11 protein-coding genes and 1 pseudogene are annotated in these 19,492 nt (G+C 44.1%); 7 read left to right on the top strand and 5 right to left on the bottom strand.

What is annotated here, in order from left to right; translation table 11 throughout:
* The first annotated feature begins 82 nt into the window (after window positions 1-82).
* Together E5355_RS13960 and E5355_RS13955 are read left to right on the top strand one after the other, a co-directional pair.
* Window positions 83-415: a hypothetical protein gene (locus E5355_RS13960; RefSeq protein WP_136010852.1), complete on the top strand. Its 333-nt coding sequence runs from the start codon at window positions 83-85 to the stop codon at window positions 413-415.
* Window positions 416-449: 34 nt separating this feature from the next.
* A complete protein-coding gene (locus tag E5355_RS13955; RefSeq protein WP_136010851.1) occupies window positions 450-728 on the top strand; it encodes a hypothetical protein in 279 nt (92 codons plus the stop codon).
* A 92-nt stretch (window positions 729-820) separates the two neighbouring features.
* On the opposite strand, the gene E5355_RS13950 is transcribed toward E5355_RS13955, so the two are convergent.
* The 3 genes from E5355_RS13950 to E5355_RS13940 all read right to left on the bottom strand — a co-directional run bounded on the left by E5355_RS13950 (window position 821) and on the right by E5355_RS13940 (window position 3,272).
* Window positions 821-1,819 carry a hypothetical protein gene (locus E5355_RS13950; protein WP_136010850.1) on the bottom strand — a complete coding sequence of 333 codons (999 nt, stop codon included), beginning with the start codon at window positions 1,817-1,819 and terminating at the stop codon, window positions 821-823.
* 106 nt (window positions 1,820-1,925) lie between these two features.
* Window positions 1,926-2,123, bottom strand: coding sequence for a hypothetical protein (locus E5355_RS13945; protein WP_136010849.1), 198 nt, complete (start codon window positions 2,121-2,123; stop codon window positions 1,926-1,928).
* A gap of 486 nt (window positions 2,124-2,609) precedes the next feature.
* Window positions 2,610-3,272 (bottom strand): Abi family protein, encoded by a 663-nt coding sequence (locus tag E5355_RS13940; RefSeq protein ID WP_136010848.1) that lies wholly within the window; start codon window positions 3,270-3,272, stop codon window positions 2,610-2,612.
* Window positions 3,273-3,401: 129 nt separating this feature from the next.
* Here E5355_RS13940 and E5355_RS19955 point away from each other — a divergent pair.
* Window positions 3,402-3,636, top strand: a pseudogene (locus tag E5355_RS19955) (cell filamentation protein Fic); the annotation flags it as partial.
* Window positions 3,637-3,817: 181 nt separating this feature from the next.
* On the opposite strand, the gene E5355_RS13930 reads toward E5355_RS19955, so the two are convergent.
* Together E5355_RS13930 and E5355_RS13925 are read right to left on the bottom strand one after the other, a co-directional pair.
* Window positions 3,818-5,104, bottom strand: a complete 1,287-nt coding sequence (locus E5355_RS13930) for a retropepsin-like aspartic protease (RefSeq protein WP_136010847.1) — start codon at window positions 5,102-5,104, stop codon at window positions 3,818-3,820.
* A gap of 649 nt (window positions 5,105-5,753) precedes the next feature.
* A complete protein-coding gene (locus E5355_RS13925; RefSeq protein ID WP_136010846.1) occupies window positions 5,754-7,322 on the bottom strand; it encodes a glycoside hydrolase family 43 protein in 1,569 nt (522 codons plus the stop codon).
* A gap of 251 nt (window positions 7,323-7,573) precedes the next feature.
* Here E5355_RS13925 and E5355_RS13920 point away from each other — a divergent pair, with 251 nt between their 5' ends.
* The 4 genes from E5355_RS13920 to E5355_RS13905 all read left to right on the top strand — a co-directional run bounded on the left by E5355_RS13920 (window position 7,574) and on the right by E5355_RS13905 (window position 19,403).
* The gene (locus tag E5355_RS13920; RefSeq protein WP_136010845.1) at window positions 7,574-9,355 is read left to right on the top strand and encodes a cellulase family glycosylhydrolase; all 1,782 of its coding nucleotides are present in this window, start codon (window positions 7,574-7,576) and stop codon (window positions 9,353-9,355) included.
* A 220-nt stretch (window positions 9,356-9,575) separates the two neighbouring features.
* Entirely contained in the window at window positions 9,576-13,658 is a 4,083-nt protein-coding gene (locus E5355_RS13915) for a hybrid sensor histidine kinase/response regulator transcription factor (protein WP_210434531.1), read from the top strand.
* 138 nt (window positions 13,659-13,796) lie between these two features.
* Window positions 13,797-16,679 (top strand): TIM-barrel domain-containing protein, encoded by a 2,883-nt coding sequence (locus E5355_RS13910; RefSeq protein WP_136010844.1) that lies wholly within the window; start codon window positions 13,797-13,799, stop codon window positions 16,677-16,679.
* Between the two features lie 141 nt (window positions 16,680-16,820).
* Window positions 16,821-19,403 (top strand): glycoside hydrolase family 2 TIM barrel-domain containing protein, encoded by a 2,583-nt coding sequence (locus E5355_RS13905; protein WP_136010843.1) that lies wholly within the window; start codon window positions 16,821-16,823, stop codon window positions 19,401-19,403.
* The last annotated feature ends 89 nt before the right edge of the window (window positions 19,404-19,492 follow it).

Raw genomic sequence — 19,492 nt, 5'->3', positions numbered from 1 at the left:
ACTATATTTCAATAATTTCAAAGAACTTTTTCAGATTTTAATGGGACAGTAGTGAGAAGACCTTATTAAAGATATTTCTTCATTGTTAGAAAATGGAGATAGAGAGATTGATGATACTATTGCTGAAACAGAAGTTATATCTAATAATGCCTCTTGTTTAAAAATGTTTTTCTATTTATGTATGATTATTTATGCAGCTTCTAGTGTATTATCCATAATAGGACTAGATAAAAGAGATTTTGCAAGAAAATATGCAGAAAAACATGGAATAACATTTGCAGAAGCAGAGTATTATATATTTCAGGAAATAGGAGTATTTCCTATACAATATAGAAAATATGAATTTCGTTATCAAGACGGAACAGATGAAACAGTAGGGTACGTTGTCTTTGGATTGACTTTTATAACCAATTAATTTGCAAAAATAAATTGATAAAAACAATGTAATTATGAATAAATATATCGGAATATTATTGTTTTGTCTTATGTTGATATGTGGTTGCAACGATAAGAAAAAAGAAATTACAATTTCGACCCCAGAGAAAGATGCCAAAGAAATCGTAGAATATTATAAAGAGGTTCAACAAAAAAAAATGAGTTTTGGTGAATATGAAAATATTATTAGAACAAAAGCAGATATGTACATTGAAGAAGGTCGAGATACAGAGGAAGTGCAACGTTTTTTGAGATTGGCAAATGAGGCTATAAGTAAAATTGCCACAGAATAATCTTTTAGATTAAACTGACACAAAAAAAGTGTATCAATAGGTCTTTTGATAGATTATATTGATACACTTTTTGTTTTGATACACAAGCCTCATCAAAGTAACAGATTACGTATCTTTTCAATAGGGTTTTCGCTAGTTGAGGCTGATGTCATTGCATGATAAACCGTTTCAAACTTTTTCATTCGTTTTGTTGCTCCGCTGCGTGAACTGAATTTACTTCTAACATCCTGCTCCAGTAGTTTTAAGTCACCGTTGTACCTTTCGAGAATGATTTTCATTGCCCAATTTTCGTAATCATCAAAAGTTGTGTCTGGCATATTGGCTGTAGAATTACCGAAAACCTTGTCAAATTGAGCAAGGATAGGGTTTGTATTGGAATTTAGTACACTGAATATTTTGGTATCGGTCAAATTCAGATACTTCATTATCTTTTTAGGCGTGTCTAATGTGATTTCAAATCGAGTTTTTCCTTTGAAATAGTCCATTACTGCTTGTGGTTGTGATAGGCTATTCAAAAAGTCTTTATTGTGGCTGGTATATATTTCTTTTTCTTTATTATATAAGGTGATTGTCTCCGTACAATCTTTGGATTTCACATCTTTTGTAAAAGTGATGCCCTCTTTATCGTAATGTGCCCACTTGAAGCGTCTATAGTTGTTTACTTGCGAATTAAGAACGTCCAGAAGATTATCACTTAGAATAAGGTTTGCGTCATAAGTTACATCTACTGATGTAATTGCCCCATTTAATAAGATACTATCTACGTCAATCTCACAAATATTTAGTTGGTTTATATTGGTTAGACATTCTTTAATTGTATCTCTTGAAATTAAGTCTGGATATTTTTCTTTCAAAATCTTACTGGAAAATTCAAGAGTTAAGGTTTGTTTTACATAACTGACAGCTATATAAAGGTTGTAAGATATATTTATATCATCTTTTGAACTGTAAAATATACCTATTCTTTCTCCACTACGTGAATGAAACATTTCATTAAACTTCACTTTTGTAGCAAGAAGATATTTATAGTTGGATTTAATTTTAATTCTATCAGAAGTGATTAATCGTTTCTTTTCATATTGCGATTTCATTAAAAAATTAAAGTTATTCTTTTATTCTTGTGGGAAATGTACTCTGTAGGCTGCAATTTCCCCCTTTGATAATGGAATATTTCAAAGGATTATGAAAAGAGAGGGGTTATTGCCCCTCTTTTTCTGTTTTATCACTTAGGTTATCATCTGGTTTGACTGGTATAGTCTTCCAGTAATTAGTCATACCTTGTGATATTGCTTGGATATGCGAAGCTGACTTACTTCTACCTCTTAATGATTGACTGATTTTTGCTTTGGTATCATCACCAAGATTGCGATGCATTCTTTTTCCTATATTATCCATACTAATTGATTTTATATTAGATAAATAGTAAAATGAAGTAGGAATGTAAAGAATAGTAGGTTGATTTCATAGAAAAATATATCTGGACCAGAAAATTTCATTCATAGCCCCGTTTGTTTTAATCAATCATACCTACTAAAAAGGGGTATTCTGAGAGCCGAGTTACGGTGTTATCTTCTATTTATTAACTAGATAAGAAGTAAATACAAACTCATTTTGAATCTAATATATTATTTACTGTACTTGCCTATTTTCATTAAATATTCTACCTCCAATATTGAGGCTTGACTTTCATAACGGTATGAACTCTCGCAGTTCCCAAATCAAATCCAAATCATGTAAGAATTGGTTCGAGAAAAGAACGCTTAGGGGTACGAAGATAAAAGCTAAGTAATTAATAATTCAATACTTAGCTTTTTCTTTTTATCGGAGATGTTCCCAAATTGTTCCCAATCATCCTTATGTATTCCACCAAAGATGGGGCATTTACTTCATGCCATCTATTACTTTTAGTATAGAATCGGGCTTTTCTACCATTCGCAATACAGAATCCGAATCAAATCCCATATATTCTATATAGGTTCGTATTAACTCATAATGCTCTTTAGCATATTTTGTATCTATCGCACGTGTAGCGTTGAAGCAGATAGGTTCATGATGTGCTATTCGGTTACGAAATTCACGGATGGCAGTCAGTTGGTTGTAGATGTCTGTTTGCTTTAAACCATGCGCTTTGTTGGGGAATATTTGAAGAAGTGTTTTTCCTCCCATGCGGTAATTGCGTCTTGTAAACAGATAAGTCCAGAAACCAAATGTAAAGGAAGCTACCATCTTATCGTTGTTGTACACTCCCATATTTGTATAAGTGCGTTGTATGCGTACTATTTCGGAAGCTTCCTGTTCAAGTAATCCATTGGGTCTTGCTTGGTTGATTATCCAATTATCATCATTGAAATATTGTTTGTAGTGAGCGTTTATGGCATTGCGTAGCATTATCTCAAACATACTGATAACCCCATAAAAACGTTGGCTCAACTTGATGTTGTATTGGTATAGACGCAAGGTCTTGGCTTTTTCATTGCCGCTTGCTTGTGCGTATTTATTTAATCTTGCAGGGGATAGTACCTGCAAACATTCGTCATATTTCATTTGGTATAAGTTTAAAAACAAGACTTCTCTTGCAAATATAGAAAATAATGCCTATATTTGCAAGCGTAAGACCCTGTTGTCCCTGCTGAACAAGCAAACTTCAGGGTTATTGTTTTTTTATGCACTTATGGCAACGGCAGAACAGCTCCGTTGTTTATGGGCTAAATCCAATTTGCTATCCTTTTCTCCACCAATATATTCAAAGAGGATAGGGAAGAATAATTCTTTCTTGGCGTAAATGCCAAAGTGAAGGAGCCAATCAGCCTTTCTTAGACTTTATGGCAGGGCAGTTGAAGAAATCCTTTCTTTGGAGATTGAAAGGTTCAGTTCTTCTCAGAAGAAAGGGCTCAGTTTTATGTTTTAGAGGCGTGAGAACTTAACTCTCGGCAACAGACATTGAAAGCCAATGACTTATAAAAAATGCCCAATCTTACACCCAAGAATGTAAAGTTGGGTGTTTGTTTATTGAGAGGCAAAAAAAATAGGATACTATATTTGACTATAATATCCTATATTCATTCAATAAATATTTATCGTGGCTAATATTATTCTCCACATATAAACATGTTCTGATAGTTTATCACAAGCCGCTTGAATGACAGTACGAAGTCTGCACCTAAAGAACCGGAAAACAACTGGCTGCTGGATTCCGTATTTTTTATGACTTCCGTGTCATGCAATGTTACAGTGGAACCAGCCACTTCGAAATGGAATTCGGGCAATACCACAACTTTTGTCTGTGATATTCCGCCAAAACCTCCACGGGAAGTAATCTTTTCTGCGAGTCCGTCTATGGCATCGGGGAATGTTTTTGTGAACTTGTTTCCCAAATCAGATTTTACATTTCCGGTATCAAAAATCAAATCGAAAGGTTGTCCATTATAACTGATTCTCACTTGGGGAGTGTTTGACGACAGATACATATTCGATTCTCCGTCTGACGGTTTGTGCGGAAAGACAAACTGTCCAGCTTCATTGTCTATGATTATTTCTTTTGCATCTCTGATAAAATGGTAGCCAAGTACTCCGTCAAATGCAAATACCGAGTCCACTTCATTGTCAGGAGGTGCGACCATAAAAACAGGGTTATGATATACCAGTTCTCCTATTTTTATAGAATCTGCCGTAGCAAGCTTTACAAAACCAATCTCCATTCCTGATACGGGAATCGAATCTGCTACAATCTTCAAATTTGTTTCTTTCGCATACTTTTCTGAAACGAAATTACCAAACGAACAACCCGTATCAAAAATATAGTTCTTCGTTATTCCGTTTACTTCCACTGGTATATAAATATGTTTCCCTCTTCCTACTGTTTCCGCACTCATCGGTACCGTAACATCTCGATTGGGGCGTTCAAGATAAGGCTTTTGTAGATTGGCAAGTGCTTTGCCTACTTTTTCTATAAAAACAAAACTATAAAGAGCTTCAAACGGTGCAGATTGTTTAAGTGCGTTAATCAAATCTTCTCCAATTTTTCCGGCTTGTTCGTACATACCCAAATTCAAAAGATTCATACCTTGTAAAGCTGCCATTCCTATTGAGGTTTCAGCTCCCATTTCATTTTGATGATGTAATAATAGGCTATCAAGGGCAATAGCAGCATTTTCCAATTTGTTGAATCCGATACCCAACTGCGCATCCGCTACGAAATTAAGCATTTTTACGCTTACTGAGTCTTTCAAATTCGGGTATTCTTTTCTTAATTGGAATAAATCGCCGCTGTTCAGGATTTCTCCCATTTTTACATCTGCTTGTGTTTGTGAATAAACAGAATTATACCCGAACAAGAAGGTAATGAGAATGACTGTAAGTCTATTTATAATTTTCATACTAATTGTATAACAATAGATTAAACATAAAGCAAATATAGTATATAAAACACGAAAAAGGAGCTATCAAAGAGATATTTGATTACTCCTCTTTACGTAGTTTGATTAATTTAACAATTACAATTTAAATCCCCTGCTTTTTCTTGGTTCTTCCACCGTTTGTTGCAAACCTTGCCTTAGTTTCTCCCATTGCTCCTTGAACCATTCACCTATTGGCTGTCGGTTTATGCGGACGCGCGGTGCTGCCGGAAGTTATTATGTAATCACCAAGCTTACAGAAGCGGAGATGACATTGCCCCGTCAAGGAGACGGCTGGCAGAACACCTGGGTATTTAAAGCTAAATAGAATAATTATAGAGTGTTTGGATGGGGCTGAGTTCAAAATATATTTTGAGGTACTCAGCCTCATTTGATTTTTAAGTAAAAGACCACGGTGAATAGTACGCGGTTTGATAGGAATTGTTGGCAAAAAACTTGTGAATGCGCTTATGTATTTGAATTGCCATTTGATAAAATAATTGGTGAGAATCTGGGCCCTGATTCTATAAGCTTATAAACAAGCTAATTGCAAAGACTGTTAATGGATTGACGGCTTTGCGATTAGCTTGTTTACGTTTGGATGGTCTGTTATTGGCTATGGATAGAAAGATTATTTCTTTTCGTAGTCGAAATATTCGAAATCTACATACGCTTTTGAAGCGTCGGAACTGGCGGTGGCATATAGTCCTAACATGATTCCCGTGAAGCCGCCGGCTGTTTCTGTGCTGATATAGCGTGTATTCATCCGGCCTAGTTCCTTGAATGTCTTGCCGTCTGTGGCATACTCGAACATATAGAGTTCATTGTTGCCTCTTACGCGGAGTTGTACTTTCCCTTGGGAGAGAATGATTTCCTTTTCCGTATGAGTCAGTTCGCCCAATTGGTAACGTAGCGATACTGCTTGTTTCCCGTTTTCCAACTGTTTGACGAATAGGTCGTAGTGGGATGATTCGAACATGTAGACTGTCAGACCGGCCTCGTCGCCGGCGATGGCTTTTTTCAGTTGCATGGAAGTAGTGGCTGTAAAATCAATATGTTCTTGGCGGCGGCATACGAAGGTGGGACTGCCTTTCCAGTCGTTCAGGCCGATAGGGGTTGCTTTCAGGTGAAGATTGCCGGAAGCAAAGGTGTAGTTCTCCGGATGGTAGTTCCGAAGATAAACCCATTCTGAACCTAATTCCTTGTTCTTGAATTCGGTGCGTACTGGCTTCTTGGCGAAAGGCTGTTGTGGCAGGGTGGGGACATCCATCTTCAAGGCGATGCTTCCGTCTCCGTTCACCACTGGCCAGGCATTCTTGTCCCAGCGCACGGGGGCGAGGAACGTTTCGCGTCCCAGCAAATGGTGTGTGCCACATTGAGGACGGAAAGCAAGGCAGACCATCCACCACGAGCCGTCGGGGGCTTGCACCAAGTCGGCATGACCGGTTCCTTGTATCGGGCTGTCTTGGGCGTTCTTATTGATGTGGGTTAGGATGGGGTTTGCAGGATTGCTGTCATACGGACCGTCTATATAGTGGCTGCGGGCAATCGTCACTTTGTGTCCGTATTCTGTGCCACCTTCTGAAATCAGCAGATAATACCAGTCGTCTTTCTTGTAAATGTGCGGCCCTTCAGGGTGCCGTCCACCCGTACCGTTCCAGATGCGTTTGGACTCGTTGAGTTGTTCGCCGGTTTTGGGGTTGATTTCGCACAGATAGATACCTACGCCCGGATTGCTGACAAGGTAACACTTGCCGTCTTCAAAATAGAGGGACGGGTCTATGCCGCCTTGCTTGAGCCATACGGGTTCTGACCATTCGCCACGCGGGTCGGTAGTGTGTACAAGGAAGTTGCCTTTGTCGGACACGTTGGTGGTAATCATGTAGAAGGTGCCGTCGTTGTAGCGGATGGTGGGTGCATAGATTCCTCCCCACGGGCCGGCGTCGTGAAGCGGCAGTTGTGAGGGGCGCGTCAGGCAGTGTCCGATTTGTTCCCAGTTGATGAGGTCTTTGCTGTGGAACAACGGTACGCCCGGAAAATATTGGAAACTACTGTTGACCAGATAAAAGTCATCTCCTGCGCGGCAGACACTCGGGTCAGGATGGAAACCGGGAATAACGGGATTTTGATAACCTTGCCGGTTTTGTGAAAAGCAGGACAGGGTGAGCGCCAGTCCTAAAAGTAACATCATCTTTCTCATAAATGCATTGTATTTTAAATAGTTTATCAGATATATGAATTAGGGTAGTTGAAGGAAATGTTTATACACAAAAATAAAGTATTCTTTCGGTTCAAACAAGCCGGATGTACCCGATGTCATTCAATGATTACTTTTGAACCCTATTCGGAAACAAATGATACCGTTGCAGATAACATGGCATCGGTGTGTTTTTCGCCTTTTCCGCTACTTTTGCTTTCACTGATTTAGCCATTATTTTAATACGTAAAGACATGATGAAGAATATCATTGGAAAATTCCAAACTTGCCTGGTGCTGTCGGCACTGCTTTTCTCTTCATTCGTTGCCGCATGTTCCGGCAATGATGATACTATGACTCCGGAAATAACGATTCCTGCGAACATTCTGACGGATGGAATGACTTTCTCCAAGACCAAAGGAACAAGTACACTGAACATCAAGTCAAACGTTGCATTGGAAGTTACCAGCAGTGCACCGGAGTGGTGCAAGGTTACGGCCGAAAGCTCTGCTTCGAGCAGTATTCTGAAGTATACCGTTGCGGCAGAAGCCAATACGGACACGAGCGACCGTGAAGCCAGGGTAACGGTGAAAGCTGGAGGCAGCGAAGTAGGGAGCTTCACTGTGAGGCAGACGGCTGCGGACGGACTAATCATATCCAACTCTACTTCTTTCGACCTGCCTGCTGCGGGAGGAGATGTATCTGTGGTAGTAGAAACCAATGGCGACGTACAAGCCGTTTCCGATGTTTCTTGGATAAAGGCGGTCAATACCCGTGCCATGGAAAGCAAGATTTTCAAGTTTGCCGTCTCTCCCAATCCTCTGGGAGCGCGCGATGGCCATATCACTTTTACTTTGGGTAGCCTGACGGAGACTGTGACCATAAAACAGGCTGCGGGCGAGGTCGGCAATATGGGAAGCGACGCCAGGACACTTGCCTCCAAGATGTATGCAGGTATCAATATCGGCAACACGCTGGAAGCTTGTGATAACAAGAACAAGATAGCGAGCGAAACGTTATGGGGAAATCCTAAAGTGAGCGAGGCATATATCAAGGGGCTGAAGGCATTGGGATTTAATGCGGTACGCATCCCTTGTGCGTGGGATTATTACATTGTGAATCCATCGACCTATGAGATAGATGCTGCATGGCTCGACCGGGTTAGCGAAGTGGTGGGTTACTGTGTAGCCAATGATATGTATGCCATTGTCAATATCCATTGGGATGGCGGTTGGCTCGAAGAGAGTATCATTTATGGTTACAGCAGCGAAATAGATGCCAAGCAGAAAGCTATCTGGACACAGATTGCCAATAAACTGAATGCTTATGACGAGCATCTGCTCTTTGCCGGATGTAATGAACCCGGACAGCAAGATCAGGGGAACGTTGGGACATCGGCCATAGATGCCATTCTGAAATATGAACAGACCTTTATTGATGTCGTGCGTGCCACCGGAGGGAATAATGCGAGCCGTTGCCTGATTGTGCAAGGTCCTTATACCAATATCGACAAGACGGTGAACGACTACACGATGCCCAAGGACGAAGTACCCGACCGTCTGATGGTGGAAGTCCACTTCTATGATCCCTATCAGTTCACCATGATGAACCATGACGAAACCTGGGGTAAGGTATTCCTTTATTGGGGTAAGGACAATCATGTGTCCGGCTCCATTCATAATGCCACCGGTTATGAAGAAGATTATGTGAAGCAGCAATTCCAGAAGATGAAGACGGCCTATGCAGATAAGGGAATTCCTGTGATTGTAGGCGAGTACAGCGCCATGAAGCGGACAAAAGAAGACAAGATAGAGGGTACTTCCGAACTTGCCTATCCCGACATTGACCAGGAAATGCACAACAAGAGCCGCGCCTATTGGAATGAGGTAGTCACCCGAGAGGCGAAAAACCACGGTTGTGTCCCCTTCTATTGGGAAACCGGCGGTGACATGAACCGTGGTACGGGTACGGCGAAGGAGGCTTATGCCATTGAGGGCATCATGAAGGGAGCCGCAGCCGGTAAATACCCTTACTGATTGAGTGGTGGATAGAATAAAAGACAGTTTTCAAAAGTATCATATAAATAGGTTTTATAGGTTACAAGGATTGTTGATATAGTTTTTTTTGATTGGTTATGGAGAAGTATGTCCGCGAGGGATATGCTTCTCCTTCTTTAAAAATCCTTGTCTTTCCTTGCTTTTCTGTTCGTTTTTCACTTCATTTGCAATAAAAATAACTTCCCTTAGCTCTGATAGTATGAAAAGACTGCAACTACTGCTCTTGTGGGTTTGGATAGTATGTTTCTCTGCTGCTTCACACAACTACATGTTTAAACATTTGGAAGTGAAAGACGGACTTTCCAATAATCAGGTTAATGCCATTTATAAAGACTCAAACGGATTCATGTGGTTTGGTACAGCTTCGGGATTGAACCGATATGATGGTTATGATATAAGGATTTATCGCAGCCAGAAGGATGATGAGAAATCTCTTCCCGATAGTTATGTCGAGGATATACAAGAAGATGCGTCCGGTAATTTGTGGATACGTACAGGAGGCGGGTATGCCATTTACAGTTCGGCTTCCGATGTTTTCAATCGTAATGTGGAAGCTTGGATGTGGAATGTCGGTCTGACCGGAAATCCTTCACTTGTCTATATTGATAAGGAAAAGACTTTCTGGATCTATATTAATGGTAAAGGTGTTTACAGCTATAGAGAGGGACAGAAAAATGCCGTAGCAGTGAAGGGGGGGGCTGAACTGCTTGCGAAAGCCGAAGTGTCCGACATGAAAGAATGCGGCGAAGGAATCCTGCTGGTTCTGAGTAACGGTATCTTGGCTTGTATAGATGAGGAAAAGCAAAATATCAAGTGGACCAATCTGGGTATTGCCGAAGATTGCAGGGAAGTAAAGAATGCTACCTTTGATTTGTTTGTCGACCATAGTGGGCGAGCATGGATATTCAGTGTGGAGGGGATGTGGATTTATAACCTTTCTCAGAAGGTTTGGGAACAGCGTTCTCCCCGAACGGACACCTACAATACTGTACGTGCAGTGGCACAGGATAAATACGGATGTATATGGATAGGCAAGGATCAGGATGGCGTTGAATTGATAGAACCGGCGGGAAGGAAAATCCGTCTGGCGAATGATCCTAATAACGGGCGTACTCTGTCCAACAATACAATAACGGCTCTTTATGAAGATGAGGCCGGTACGATGTGGGTGGGAACCTACAAGAAGGGCGTCTCTTTCTATAATGAAAGTGTCTTCAAGTTCGGCATTGCCGATGTAGGCGACATCAATTGTGTGGAGGACGGAGGCGGTGATATCGTATGGGTGGGGACAAACGACCGCGGGTTGATTCGCTGGAATAGTGTGACAGATGAACGTATGTTTTTTTCGCATACGGCAGATTCTCGTTCTATCTCGAGTGATGTCATAGTCTGCCTTCTTCGGGACAGTAGCGGTAGAGTGTGGGCAGGTACTTTTTGGGGCGGACTGAATTGCTATGACGGGAATCGCTTTATCCATTACCGGTCCCGTAAGGGAGACAGCAACTCACTGGCATACGACAATGTATGGGCATTGGTAGAAGATGCGGATAAAAATATCTGGATTGGTACGTTGGGGGGAGGATTACAATGCTTGAATCCTCAGACGGGAATATTTACCACCTATTCTACTGGCAATTCAAACCTTGTGTCGGATTATATCTCATCCCTCTGCATCAGCTGTGACAATAATCTGATTATCGGTACTTCGGCAGGGATGGCTTTCATGGACTTGAAGACCGGCGAGATTACAAATTTTGCAGGTACAAAGTCGGGTAAGACGAGGCTTTCCAACCAAAACATAAATCAAGTTTACGAGGATAGTCGTGGCTTGCTATGGATAGCCACGCGTGAAGGCTTGAATGTATATGACAGCAAACGGGATGAATTGTACGAAGTGCCTATCAAGCCCAGTTTCTCCAAACTATTGATATTAGGTATTACGGAAGATGAAAACAAAAGTATATGGATTAGCACCGGAGGAGAACTGATAAACGTGGTGTTGTCCGTTGACAGCAAGACGGAGCAGCCCGTGTTCCGTTGCTATATCTATAATGACAAGGACGGTTTGCAGAGTTGTGACTTCAACCAGCGTTCCCTCAAACGACTGCATACGGGCGAGATTGTAGTGGGAGGACTGTATGGACTGAATCGCTTCCAGCCGGGCAACATAAAGTATAACCGCACGTTGCCTAAGATTATGTTTACCGGTTTCCAGTTGTTCAATGAAAACGTGAAGGTGGGCGAGGAATATGCAGGACGTGTCATCTTGAAGGAGGCTTTGAATCAGAGTAGGGAGGTTGTTCTGGATTATAAGCAGAATGTTTTTACGGTACTGTTTGCTTCGGACAATTTCGTGCTGCCCGAAAAGACACAATATTTCTATAAACTGGAAGGATTCAATGGAGACTGGCTGACGAGTATGTCCGATATGCATCGCGTCACCTATACCAGTTTGGCGCCGGGAACTTATACATTAAGAGTGAAGGCTACAAACAGTGACGGATATGCGGGCACTGAAGAGGCTTCTCTGAAGATTGTCATTCTTCCTCCTTTCTGGATGACTCCGTGGGCATATATCGTTTATGCTCTTCTGGTTGTAGGAGTCATCTTCTTTTCACTTTATGCCGTACAACGAAGGGAACGTAATAGGTTTAAAATCCGCCAGATAGAGGAAGATGCGAAGAAGAGGGAGGAGTTGAGCCAGATGAAATTCCGCTTTTTCACGAATGTCAGCCATGACTTGCGTACACCGCTTACGCTGATTATATCGCCGATGGAAAGTATGATGAAGGAGATTACGGACGAAAAACTGCATGGCAAGCTACAACTGATGTACCGCAATGCGCAGCGTTTGTTGAATCTGGTCAACCAGTTGCTCGATTTCCGTAAGAATGAGATGGCAGGATTGCATCTCACTTTGTCCGAGGGGGATATTGTGGCGTATGTGCACAGCATCTGTACTTCTTTCCTGATGCTTTCCGAGAAGAAACATGTACATCTGACATTCTTTTCGGCCATGGAGTCGCTGAATATGTCATTCGACGAGGATAAAATTGGTAAAGTTGTGATGAATCTTCTATCCAATGCCTTCAAATTTACCCCGGACGGGGGACGTGTGGATGTGGCATTGGAAATGTCGAAGGAGATGTCCGGAAGATTGCTGATAAAGGTATCGGATACCGGTGTTGGTATTAGGGATGAAGACAAGGAGCGAATTTTTGAACGTTTCTATCAGGTGGAGCAGGAAGAACCGGAACTCCAGTCAACGGGTAGTGGTATTGGCTTGAGTCTGGTACGCGACTTTGTGACGCTGCATGAGGGCACGGTGCGCGTTGTTGACAATGTGGGGTCCGGCAGTGTGTTCTTGGTTGAGCTTCCGGTTAAACATGTGCATGTAAGTTCTTCCAAGCTTGCACCGCTTGCAGAAGAGGTGGAAGAGCATGAGGAACTTTTGCCGGGCATGGAAGAAGAACCGCTTCCGGATAATCTGCCGGACGATATGGAGGAGGACAATGAAGATGAAAAAGAAAAGCCGTTGGCCCTGATTGTGGATGACAATGAAGATTTGGTTGCCTTCATGAAAGATAGTCTGAGCTTGTATTTTCGTATGCAGTCGGCTTCCAATGGGCGGGAGGCTTGGCAGAAGATACCGGAGCTGATGCCGGATATTATTGTCAGCGACGTAATGATGCCCGAGATGGATGGGAATGAACTGTGTCGCTGGGTAAAGACTGATAAACGCACGAGCAACATTCCGATGATATTGCTCACTGCACGGCAGGCTGTGGAAGATAAAGTGGAGGGGTTGACCATCGGTGCGGATGATTATGTGACGAAACCTTTCAATGTGGAAATCCTTATTCTGCGTATGCGCAAGCTGATTGACTTGAGCAAGAAGCGCAAGGCAAAGTCGCTCATCGACCCCGAACCAAGTGAAATAGCCATTACTTCGTTGGATGAAAAACTGGTGGAAAATGCCATCAAATATGTGGAGGTAAACATCGGCCGATGTGATTTGTCCGTAGAAGAGTTGAGCCGGGAATTGGGCATGAGCCGGGTGCATCTTTACAAAAAACTCCTGCAGATAACCGGTAAGACACCCATTGAATTTATCCGTGTCATCCGTCTGAAAAGAGCTGCGCAGATGCTGCGCGAGAGTCAGCAAAATGTATCGGAGATAGCGTATCAGTTAGGCTTTAACAACCCCAAGTATTTCAGCAAATATTTTAAGGATGAATTCGGTGTTTTGCCCTCTGTTTATCAGGAAAGAGAGGGTAAATAACAAAAGATACCCCTTACAGAAACATATTCTCTTTTAGGAGAATCAAAAGTACCCTTTTGTTTCAACATCGGGAGGACTCGTTTTTGAAGGAGACTTTTTATTTTTACATCGGAGAAAATTCACTTTAAAAACAATAATATGAAATTGAAAGACACTTCAGTTTATTTGCTTGCCGGATGGATGCTCACCGCATGTTCCGGAGGCGGATTCCAGAAAACCGGGAACGGTGTTGTTGTGGAAATCAAGCAACAGCAACCGACGGATGTACGTAAAGTAAGATTGGAAGTGATGGGCGAGAAGCTCATTCACGTATCGGCTACTCCTGAGAAGGAATTTTCGAAGGAACAGAGCCTCATTGTTATCCCTCAACAGAATAAGACTGACTTTAAGGTCGAAGAGCAGGGCGATGAAGTGACTGTCAAGACATCGGAATTATGTGCCATCGTATCCAAGACAACGGGTGAGGTACGCTTCACAGATGCCGACGGCAAGCAGATTCTGGCTGAAGACTCTGACGGACGGACTTTTAATCCGGTGGAAGTGGAAGGTACGAAAGGATATACAGTACGTCAGGTATTCCAGTCGGCAGGCAATGATGAGGCTTTCTATGGCTTGGGCCAGCACCAGGCGGATGAGTTCAATTATAAAGCTAAGAATGAGGAATTGTTCCAATATAATACAAAGGTATCTGTACCCTTCATCGTGTCTAATAAGAACTACGGTGTGCTTTGGGACAGCTATTCGCTCTGCCGTTTCGGTGACCCGCGTGACTACTCACAGCTGGGTGATGTCTTCAAACTTTATGATAAAGATGGCAAGGAAGGTGCTTTGACCGGTACATATATTCCGGGTAAGAAAGATGTAGAAACCCTTGTACGTCGTGAGGATTCCCTTTATTTTGAGCATCTGGACCGTGCTGCCCATCTGAACAAAGTGGTTAATTTGCCTGCGGAGTTCCCGTTCGGAGGGGCTGACGTAATTTATGAGGGAGAAATAGAACCGGCAGAAAGCGGTTTGTTCCGTTTCATACTTTACTATGCAGGCTATATGAAAGTATATATTGATAATGAGTTGGTGGTTCCCGAACGTTGGCGTACGGCTTGGAATCCTAACAGCTACAAGTTTGCCGTCAATCTGGAAGCGGGCCACCGCGTTCCGCTGAAGATAGAGTGGAAGCCCGATGCCGGTATCTCTTACTGCGGTCTGCGTGCATTAAGTCCGGTGGCTGATGAAGAACAGAACAAACTCTCCTGGTGGGGTGAAATGCAGTCTGTGATAGACTACTATTTCGTTTATGGTGATGATATGGACGATGTGATTAGCGGCTACCGCACATTGACAGGGAAGTCTCAGATTATGCCGAAATGGGCGATGGGTTACTGGCAGAGCCGTGAGAAGTATAATACGCGTGAGGAGGTTCTCTCCACCCTGAAGGAATTCCGTGAACGTCAGATTCCTATCGACAATATCGTAATCGACTGGCTGCATTGGAAGCAGGATTCTTGGGGAAGTCATGAGTTCGACCTCGAACGTTTCCCCGACCCGAAGGGAATGGTCGACTCTATTCATGCCATGAACGGACGTCTGATGATTTCCGTATGGCCCAAGTTCTATGTTACGACGGAACACTTCAAGGAATTTGACGAAAAAGGCTGGATGTACCAGCAGGCTATTAAAGACAGCATCAAAGACTGGGTAGGTCCCGGCTATCTGGGTTCTTTCTATGATGCTTATGATTCCGATGCACGTAAGCTTTTCTGGAAACAGATGCAGGACCACTACTATCCTTTGGGTGTTGACGCGTGGTGGATGGATGCCAGCGAACCGAATATACGTGACTGTACGGACTTGCAGTACCGCAAGGACCTTTGCGGTCCGACGGCACTCGGCCCTTCTGCCAAGTTTTTCAATGCATACGCACTGATGAATGCCGAGGCTATCTATGACGGACAGCGTGGCGTGGAACCGGACAAGCGCGTCTTTTTGTTGACACGTTCCGGCTTTGCAGGCTTGCAACGCTATTCTACCGCCACCTGGAGTGGTGACATCGCTACTCGCTGGGAAGATATGAAAGCGCAAATCTCTGCCGGCCTGAACTTTGCTGTCAGCGGTATTCCCTATTGGACTATGGACATCGGTGGATTCTGTGTAGAGAACCGTTATGTGGCTGGCCAATTGGAATTCAACAAGACCGGACGTGAAAATGCTGATTATAAGGAATGGAGAGAGTTGAATACCCGTTGGTATCAGTTCGGTGCTTTCTGCCCGTTGTTCCGTGCACACGGCCAGTATCCGTACCGTGAGGTTTGGAATATCGCTCCGGCTGGACATCCGTGCTACAACTCCATCGTTTACTATACGAAGCTGCGTTACAACATGATGCCGTATATCTATTCTTTGGCAGGTATGACTTACTTCGATGATTATACCATCATGCGTCCGCTCGTAATGGACTTCACGGCCGATGCAAACGTCAACAACATAGGCGACCAGTTCATGTTCGGTTCTGCCTTGATGGTGGCTCCGGTTTACGAATACGGTGCACGTAGCCGCGAGGTTTATTTTCCGGCAAGCTGCGGTTGGTATGACTTCTATTCCGGCAAGTATGTGGACGGTGGCCGGAAGCTGACAGTGGATGCCCCTTATGAACGTATTCCGCTTTACGTCTGCGAAGGTGCTATTGTACCTTATGGTCCGGACATGCAATATAGTGACGAAAAACCGGCTTCGGAAATCACACTCTATGTTTATACGGGCAAGGACGGCGCATTTACGCTCTACGAGGATGAAGGTGTGAACTATAACTACGAGAAGGGACAATATGCCACTATACCGTTTGCCTATAACGATGCTGAGGGCACATTGGTTATCGGCGACCGTACGGGTGAATTCCCCGGCATGCTGAAGGAACGTACTTTCAATGTAGTGAAGGTAAGCAAAGACCAGCCGCAACCGTTCGATTTGAAGGCGAAAGGCACAACGGTGAAGTATGACGGAAATGCACAGACCGTAAAATTATAATCGGAATGATAGACGACGGTGCCAGAGAGAGAAAACCTCCCGGTGCCGGTCTTGTTGTTTCTCGGTGCCGGCCACTTCCCTGCTTCCGAATAGCTGTGAGAGAGGAATAGGCACCCGATAATTTTTTAGATATTTATTACCATGAATAGAATCATATTGTCTTTGGCCATCGGGCTGTTCCTGCTGGCCGGTTGCAATGCTCCTAAAGAGGTAGCCGGTGATGACCGCAGCTTGGATTTTACTGCCGGCTGGGCCTTCCGCTTGGGAGACGATACGGCGGCATCCCGTCCGGATTATAATGACGCCGACTGGCGGAAACTGAACTTGCCCCACGATTGGGCCATCGAAGGAGAATTCAGTAAAGACAATCCTTCGGGGACGGGTGGAGGTGCACTGCCCGGTGGTATAGGTTGGTATCGCAAGACTTTTACTGCCGATAAGGCCGATGAGGGTAAGTGCTATCGCATAGATTTCGATGGTGTCTATATGAATTCCACCGTTTATATCAATGGACATGAATTGGGAACACGTCCTTACGGGTACATCTCGTTTAGTTATGACCTGACTCCCTATATCAGGTGGGGAGAAGAGAATGTGTTGGCTGTCCGTGTAGACAACGCCGAACAACCCAATTCACGTTGGTATTCCGGTTGCGGCATCTACCGTAATGTGTGGTTGACGAAACTGAATCCGGTGCATGTGGCACAGTGGGGTACCTACGTGACGGCAGAAGAAGTGTCGAAGAACAGTGCCCGGTTGAAGATACGCACCAGTTTACAGTACGATGTAGAGACACAGACGGAAGATTCCGTGCAGCAGGCCGACGGTACATATGTTGTATTCGATTCGGAAATTATTCCTTTGGCTGATGTCGTCCTGCAATCCCGGTTAGTGGATGCCAACGGCAATGTGGTGGGTGAGGCTGTGTCGGAAGCTCAGTTGACGCCCCTTGCTCCGGCGGAAGTGGAGCAGGAGATACGTTTGAAGAATCCCCGTCTCTGGAGTATTGATACGCCCTACATGTATAAGGTGGAAAGCATTCTCAAGGATAAGCAGACCGGCGAAGTGCTCGACCGTTATTATACTCCTACCGGCATCCGTACTTTCCGCTTCGATGCACAAAAAGGATTTATCCTGAATGGTAAACAAGTGAAGATAAACGGTGTCTGCATGCATCATGATCTGGGTTGTCTGGGAGCTGCGGTGAATACGCGCGCCATCAAGCGCCAGTTGGAGATTCTGAAAGAAATGGGTTGCAACGGAATCCGTTGTTCCCATAACCCTCCTGCACCGGAGCTGCTCGACCTTTGCGACCGTATGGGCTTCATCGTGATGGACGAGACATTTGATATGTGGCGCAAGAAAAAGACCCGCCACGACTATTCGCGCTATTTCAACGAATGGCACGAACGCGATTTGACTGACCTTATCGTGCGTGACCGCAATCATCCTTCCATCTTCATGTGGAGCATCGGCAACGAAGTGCTGGAGCAGTGGACGGATGCCAAAGCCGACACCTTAAGCCTGGAAGAGGCCAACCTGGTCTTGAACTTCGGTCATAGTGCGGATATGCTGGCAAAGGACGGAGAAATGTCCGTCAACTCATTGCTGACAAAAAAACTGGCGGATATGGTGAGGGAGCTCGATGCCACACGCCCCGTGACGGCAGGTTGCAACGAGCCGAACCCGAACAATCATCTGTTCCGTTCCGGGGCGCTCGATATTATCGGCTTCAACTACCACGACGACTGGTTTGCAGGTGTTCCCGAGAACTTCCCCGGCAAGCCGTTCATCGTGACGGAAAGTGTTTCCGGCCTGATGACACGCGGTTATTACCGGATGCCGAGTGATTCGATGTTCATCTGGCCCGAACGTTGGGACAAGCCTTTCTATGATGCCTCGTTCTCTTGTTCCTCCTACGATAACTGTCATGTTCCTTGGGGCAACCGTCACGAAGGTACTATGCGTCATGTGAAGAACAACGACTTTATCAGCGGACAATACGTCTGGACGGGTTTCGATTATATCGGTGAGCCTACTCCTTACGGTTGGCCGGCACGCAGCTCTTACTTTGGCATTATCGACTTGGCTGGCTTCCCGAAGGATGTTTACTACATGTATCAGTCCGACTGGCGTCCGGACAAGGTGCTGTTGCACCTCTTCCCGCATTGGAACTGGACAGAGGGACAGGATATCGATTTGTGGGCATATTATAATAATGCCGACGAAGTGGAGCTTTTCGTGAATGGAAAGTCGCAGGGGGTGCGTAGCAAGGGAAAAGACGATTTCCACGTCATGTGGCGCGTGAAGTATGAACCGGGTACGGTAAAGGCTGTTTCCCGCAAGGAAGGAAAGACCGTGGCCGAGCAGGAGATTCGGACAGCGGGCGAACCTGCGCAGATTTGTCTCACTCCTGACCGCAGCACCATTCAGGCAGATGGTAAAGACTTGAGTTTCATTACCGTCGAAATCTTGGATAAAGATGGGAATTTGTGTCCGAATGCCGAAAACGATGTGACCTTTGCAGTAGAAGGTGTCGGCTTCATTGCCGGAGTGGACAACGGAAGCCCCGTTTCTATGGAGAAGTTCAAAGACAATCATCGCAAGGCTTTCTACGGAAAGTGCCTGGTAGTAGTGCAGAACAACGGTGAACCGGGTGGTGTCAAGGTGACGGCTACGGCTGATGGACTGAAAAAGGCGACGACAACGATTAAAGTTAAATGATAATTTGATGTGCCAATATGCCAATGACTTGCGGCACGATGGCATAGTATGAGCACAGTGTAGCCAATTAACACATTACCATATTAACC

It is taken from the genome of Bacteroides muris (ex Afrizal et al. 2022), assembly GCF_004793475.1.
Classification (GTDB): domain Bacteria; phylum Bacteroidota; class Bacteroidia; order Bacteroidales; family Bacteroidaceae; genus Bacteroides; species Bacteroides muris.
The sequence above is the reverse complement of the archived record's forward strand: the minus strand, read 5'-3'. Positions and strand labels throughout refer to the sequence as shown.

Coding starts and splice junctions, on each gene's coding strand:
- E5355_RS13920 (WP_136010845.1), top strand. CDS start 7,574: ATGATGAAGAATATCATTGGAAAATTCCAAACTTGCCTGGTGCTGTCG.
- E5355_RS13950 (WP_136010850.1), bottom strand. CDS start 1,819: ATGAAATCGCAATATGAAAAGAAACGATTAATCACTTCTGATAGAATT.
- E5355_RS13905 (WP_136010843.1), top strand. CDS start 16,821: ATGAATAGAATCATATTGTCTTTGGCCATCGGGCTGTTCCTGCTGGCC.
- E5355_RS13955 (WP_136010851.1), top strand. CDS start 450: ATGAATAAATATATCGGAATATTATTGTTTTGTCTTATGTTGATATGT.
- E5355_RS13945 (WP_136010849.1), bottom strand. CDS start 2,123: ATGGATAATATAGGAAAAAGAATGCATCGCAATCTTGGTGATGATACC.
- E5355_RS13930 (WP_136010847.1), bottom strand. CDS start 5,104: ATGAAAATTATAAATAGACTTACAGTCATTCTCATTACCTTCTTGTTC.
- E5355_RS13940 (WP_136010848.1), bottom strand. CDS start 3,272: ATGAAATATGACGAATGTTTGCAGGTACTATCCCCTGCAAGATTAAAT.
- E5355_RS13910 (WP_136010844.1), top strand. CDS start 13,797: ATGAAATTGAAAGACACTTCAGTTTATTTGCTTGCCGGATGGATGCTC.
- E5355_RS13925 (WP_136010846.1), bottom strand. CDS start 7,322: ATGAGAAAGATGATGTTACTTTTAGGACTGGCGCTCACCCTGTCCTGC.
- E5355_RS13915 (WP_210434531.1), top strand. CDS start 9,576: ATGAAAAGACTGCAACTACTGCTCTTGTGGGTTTGGATAGTATGTTTC.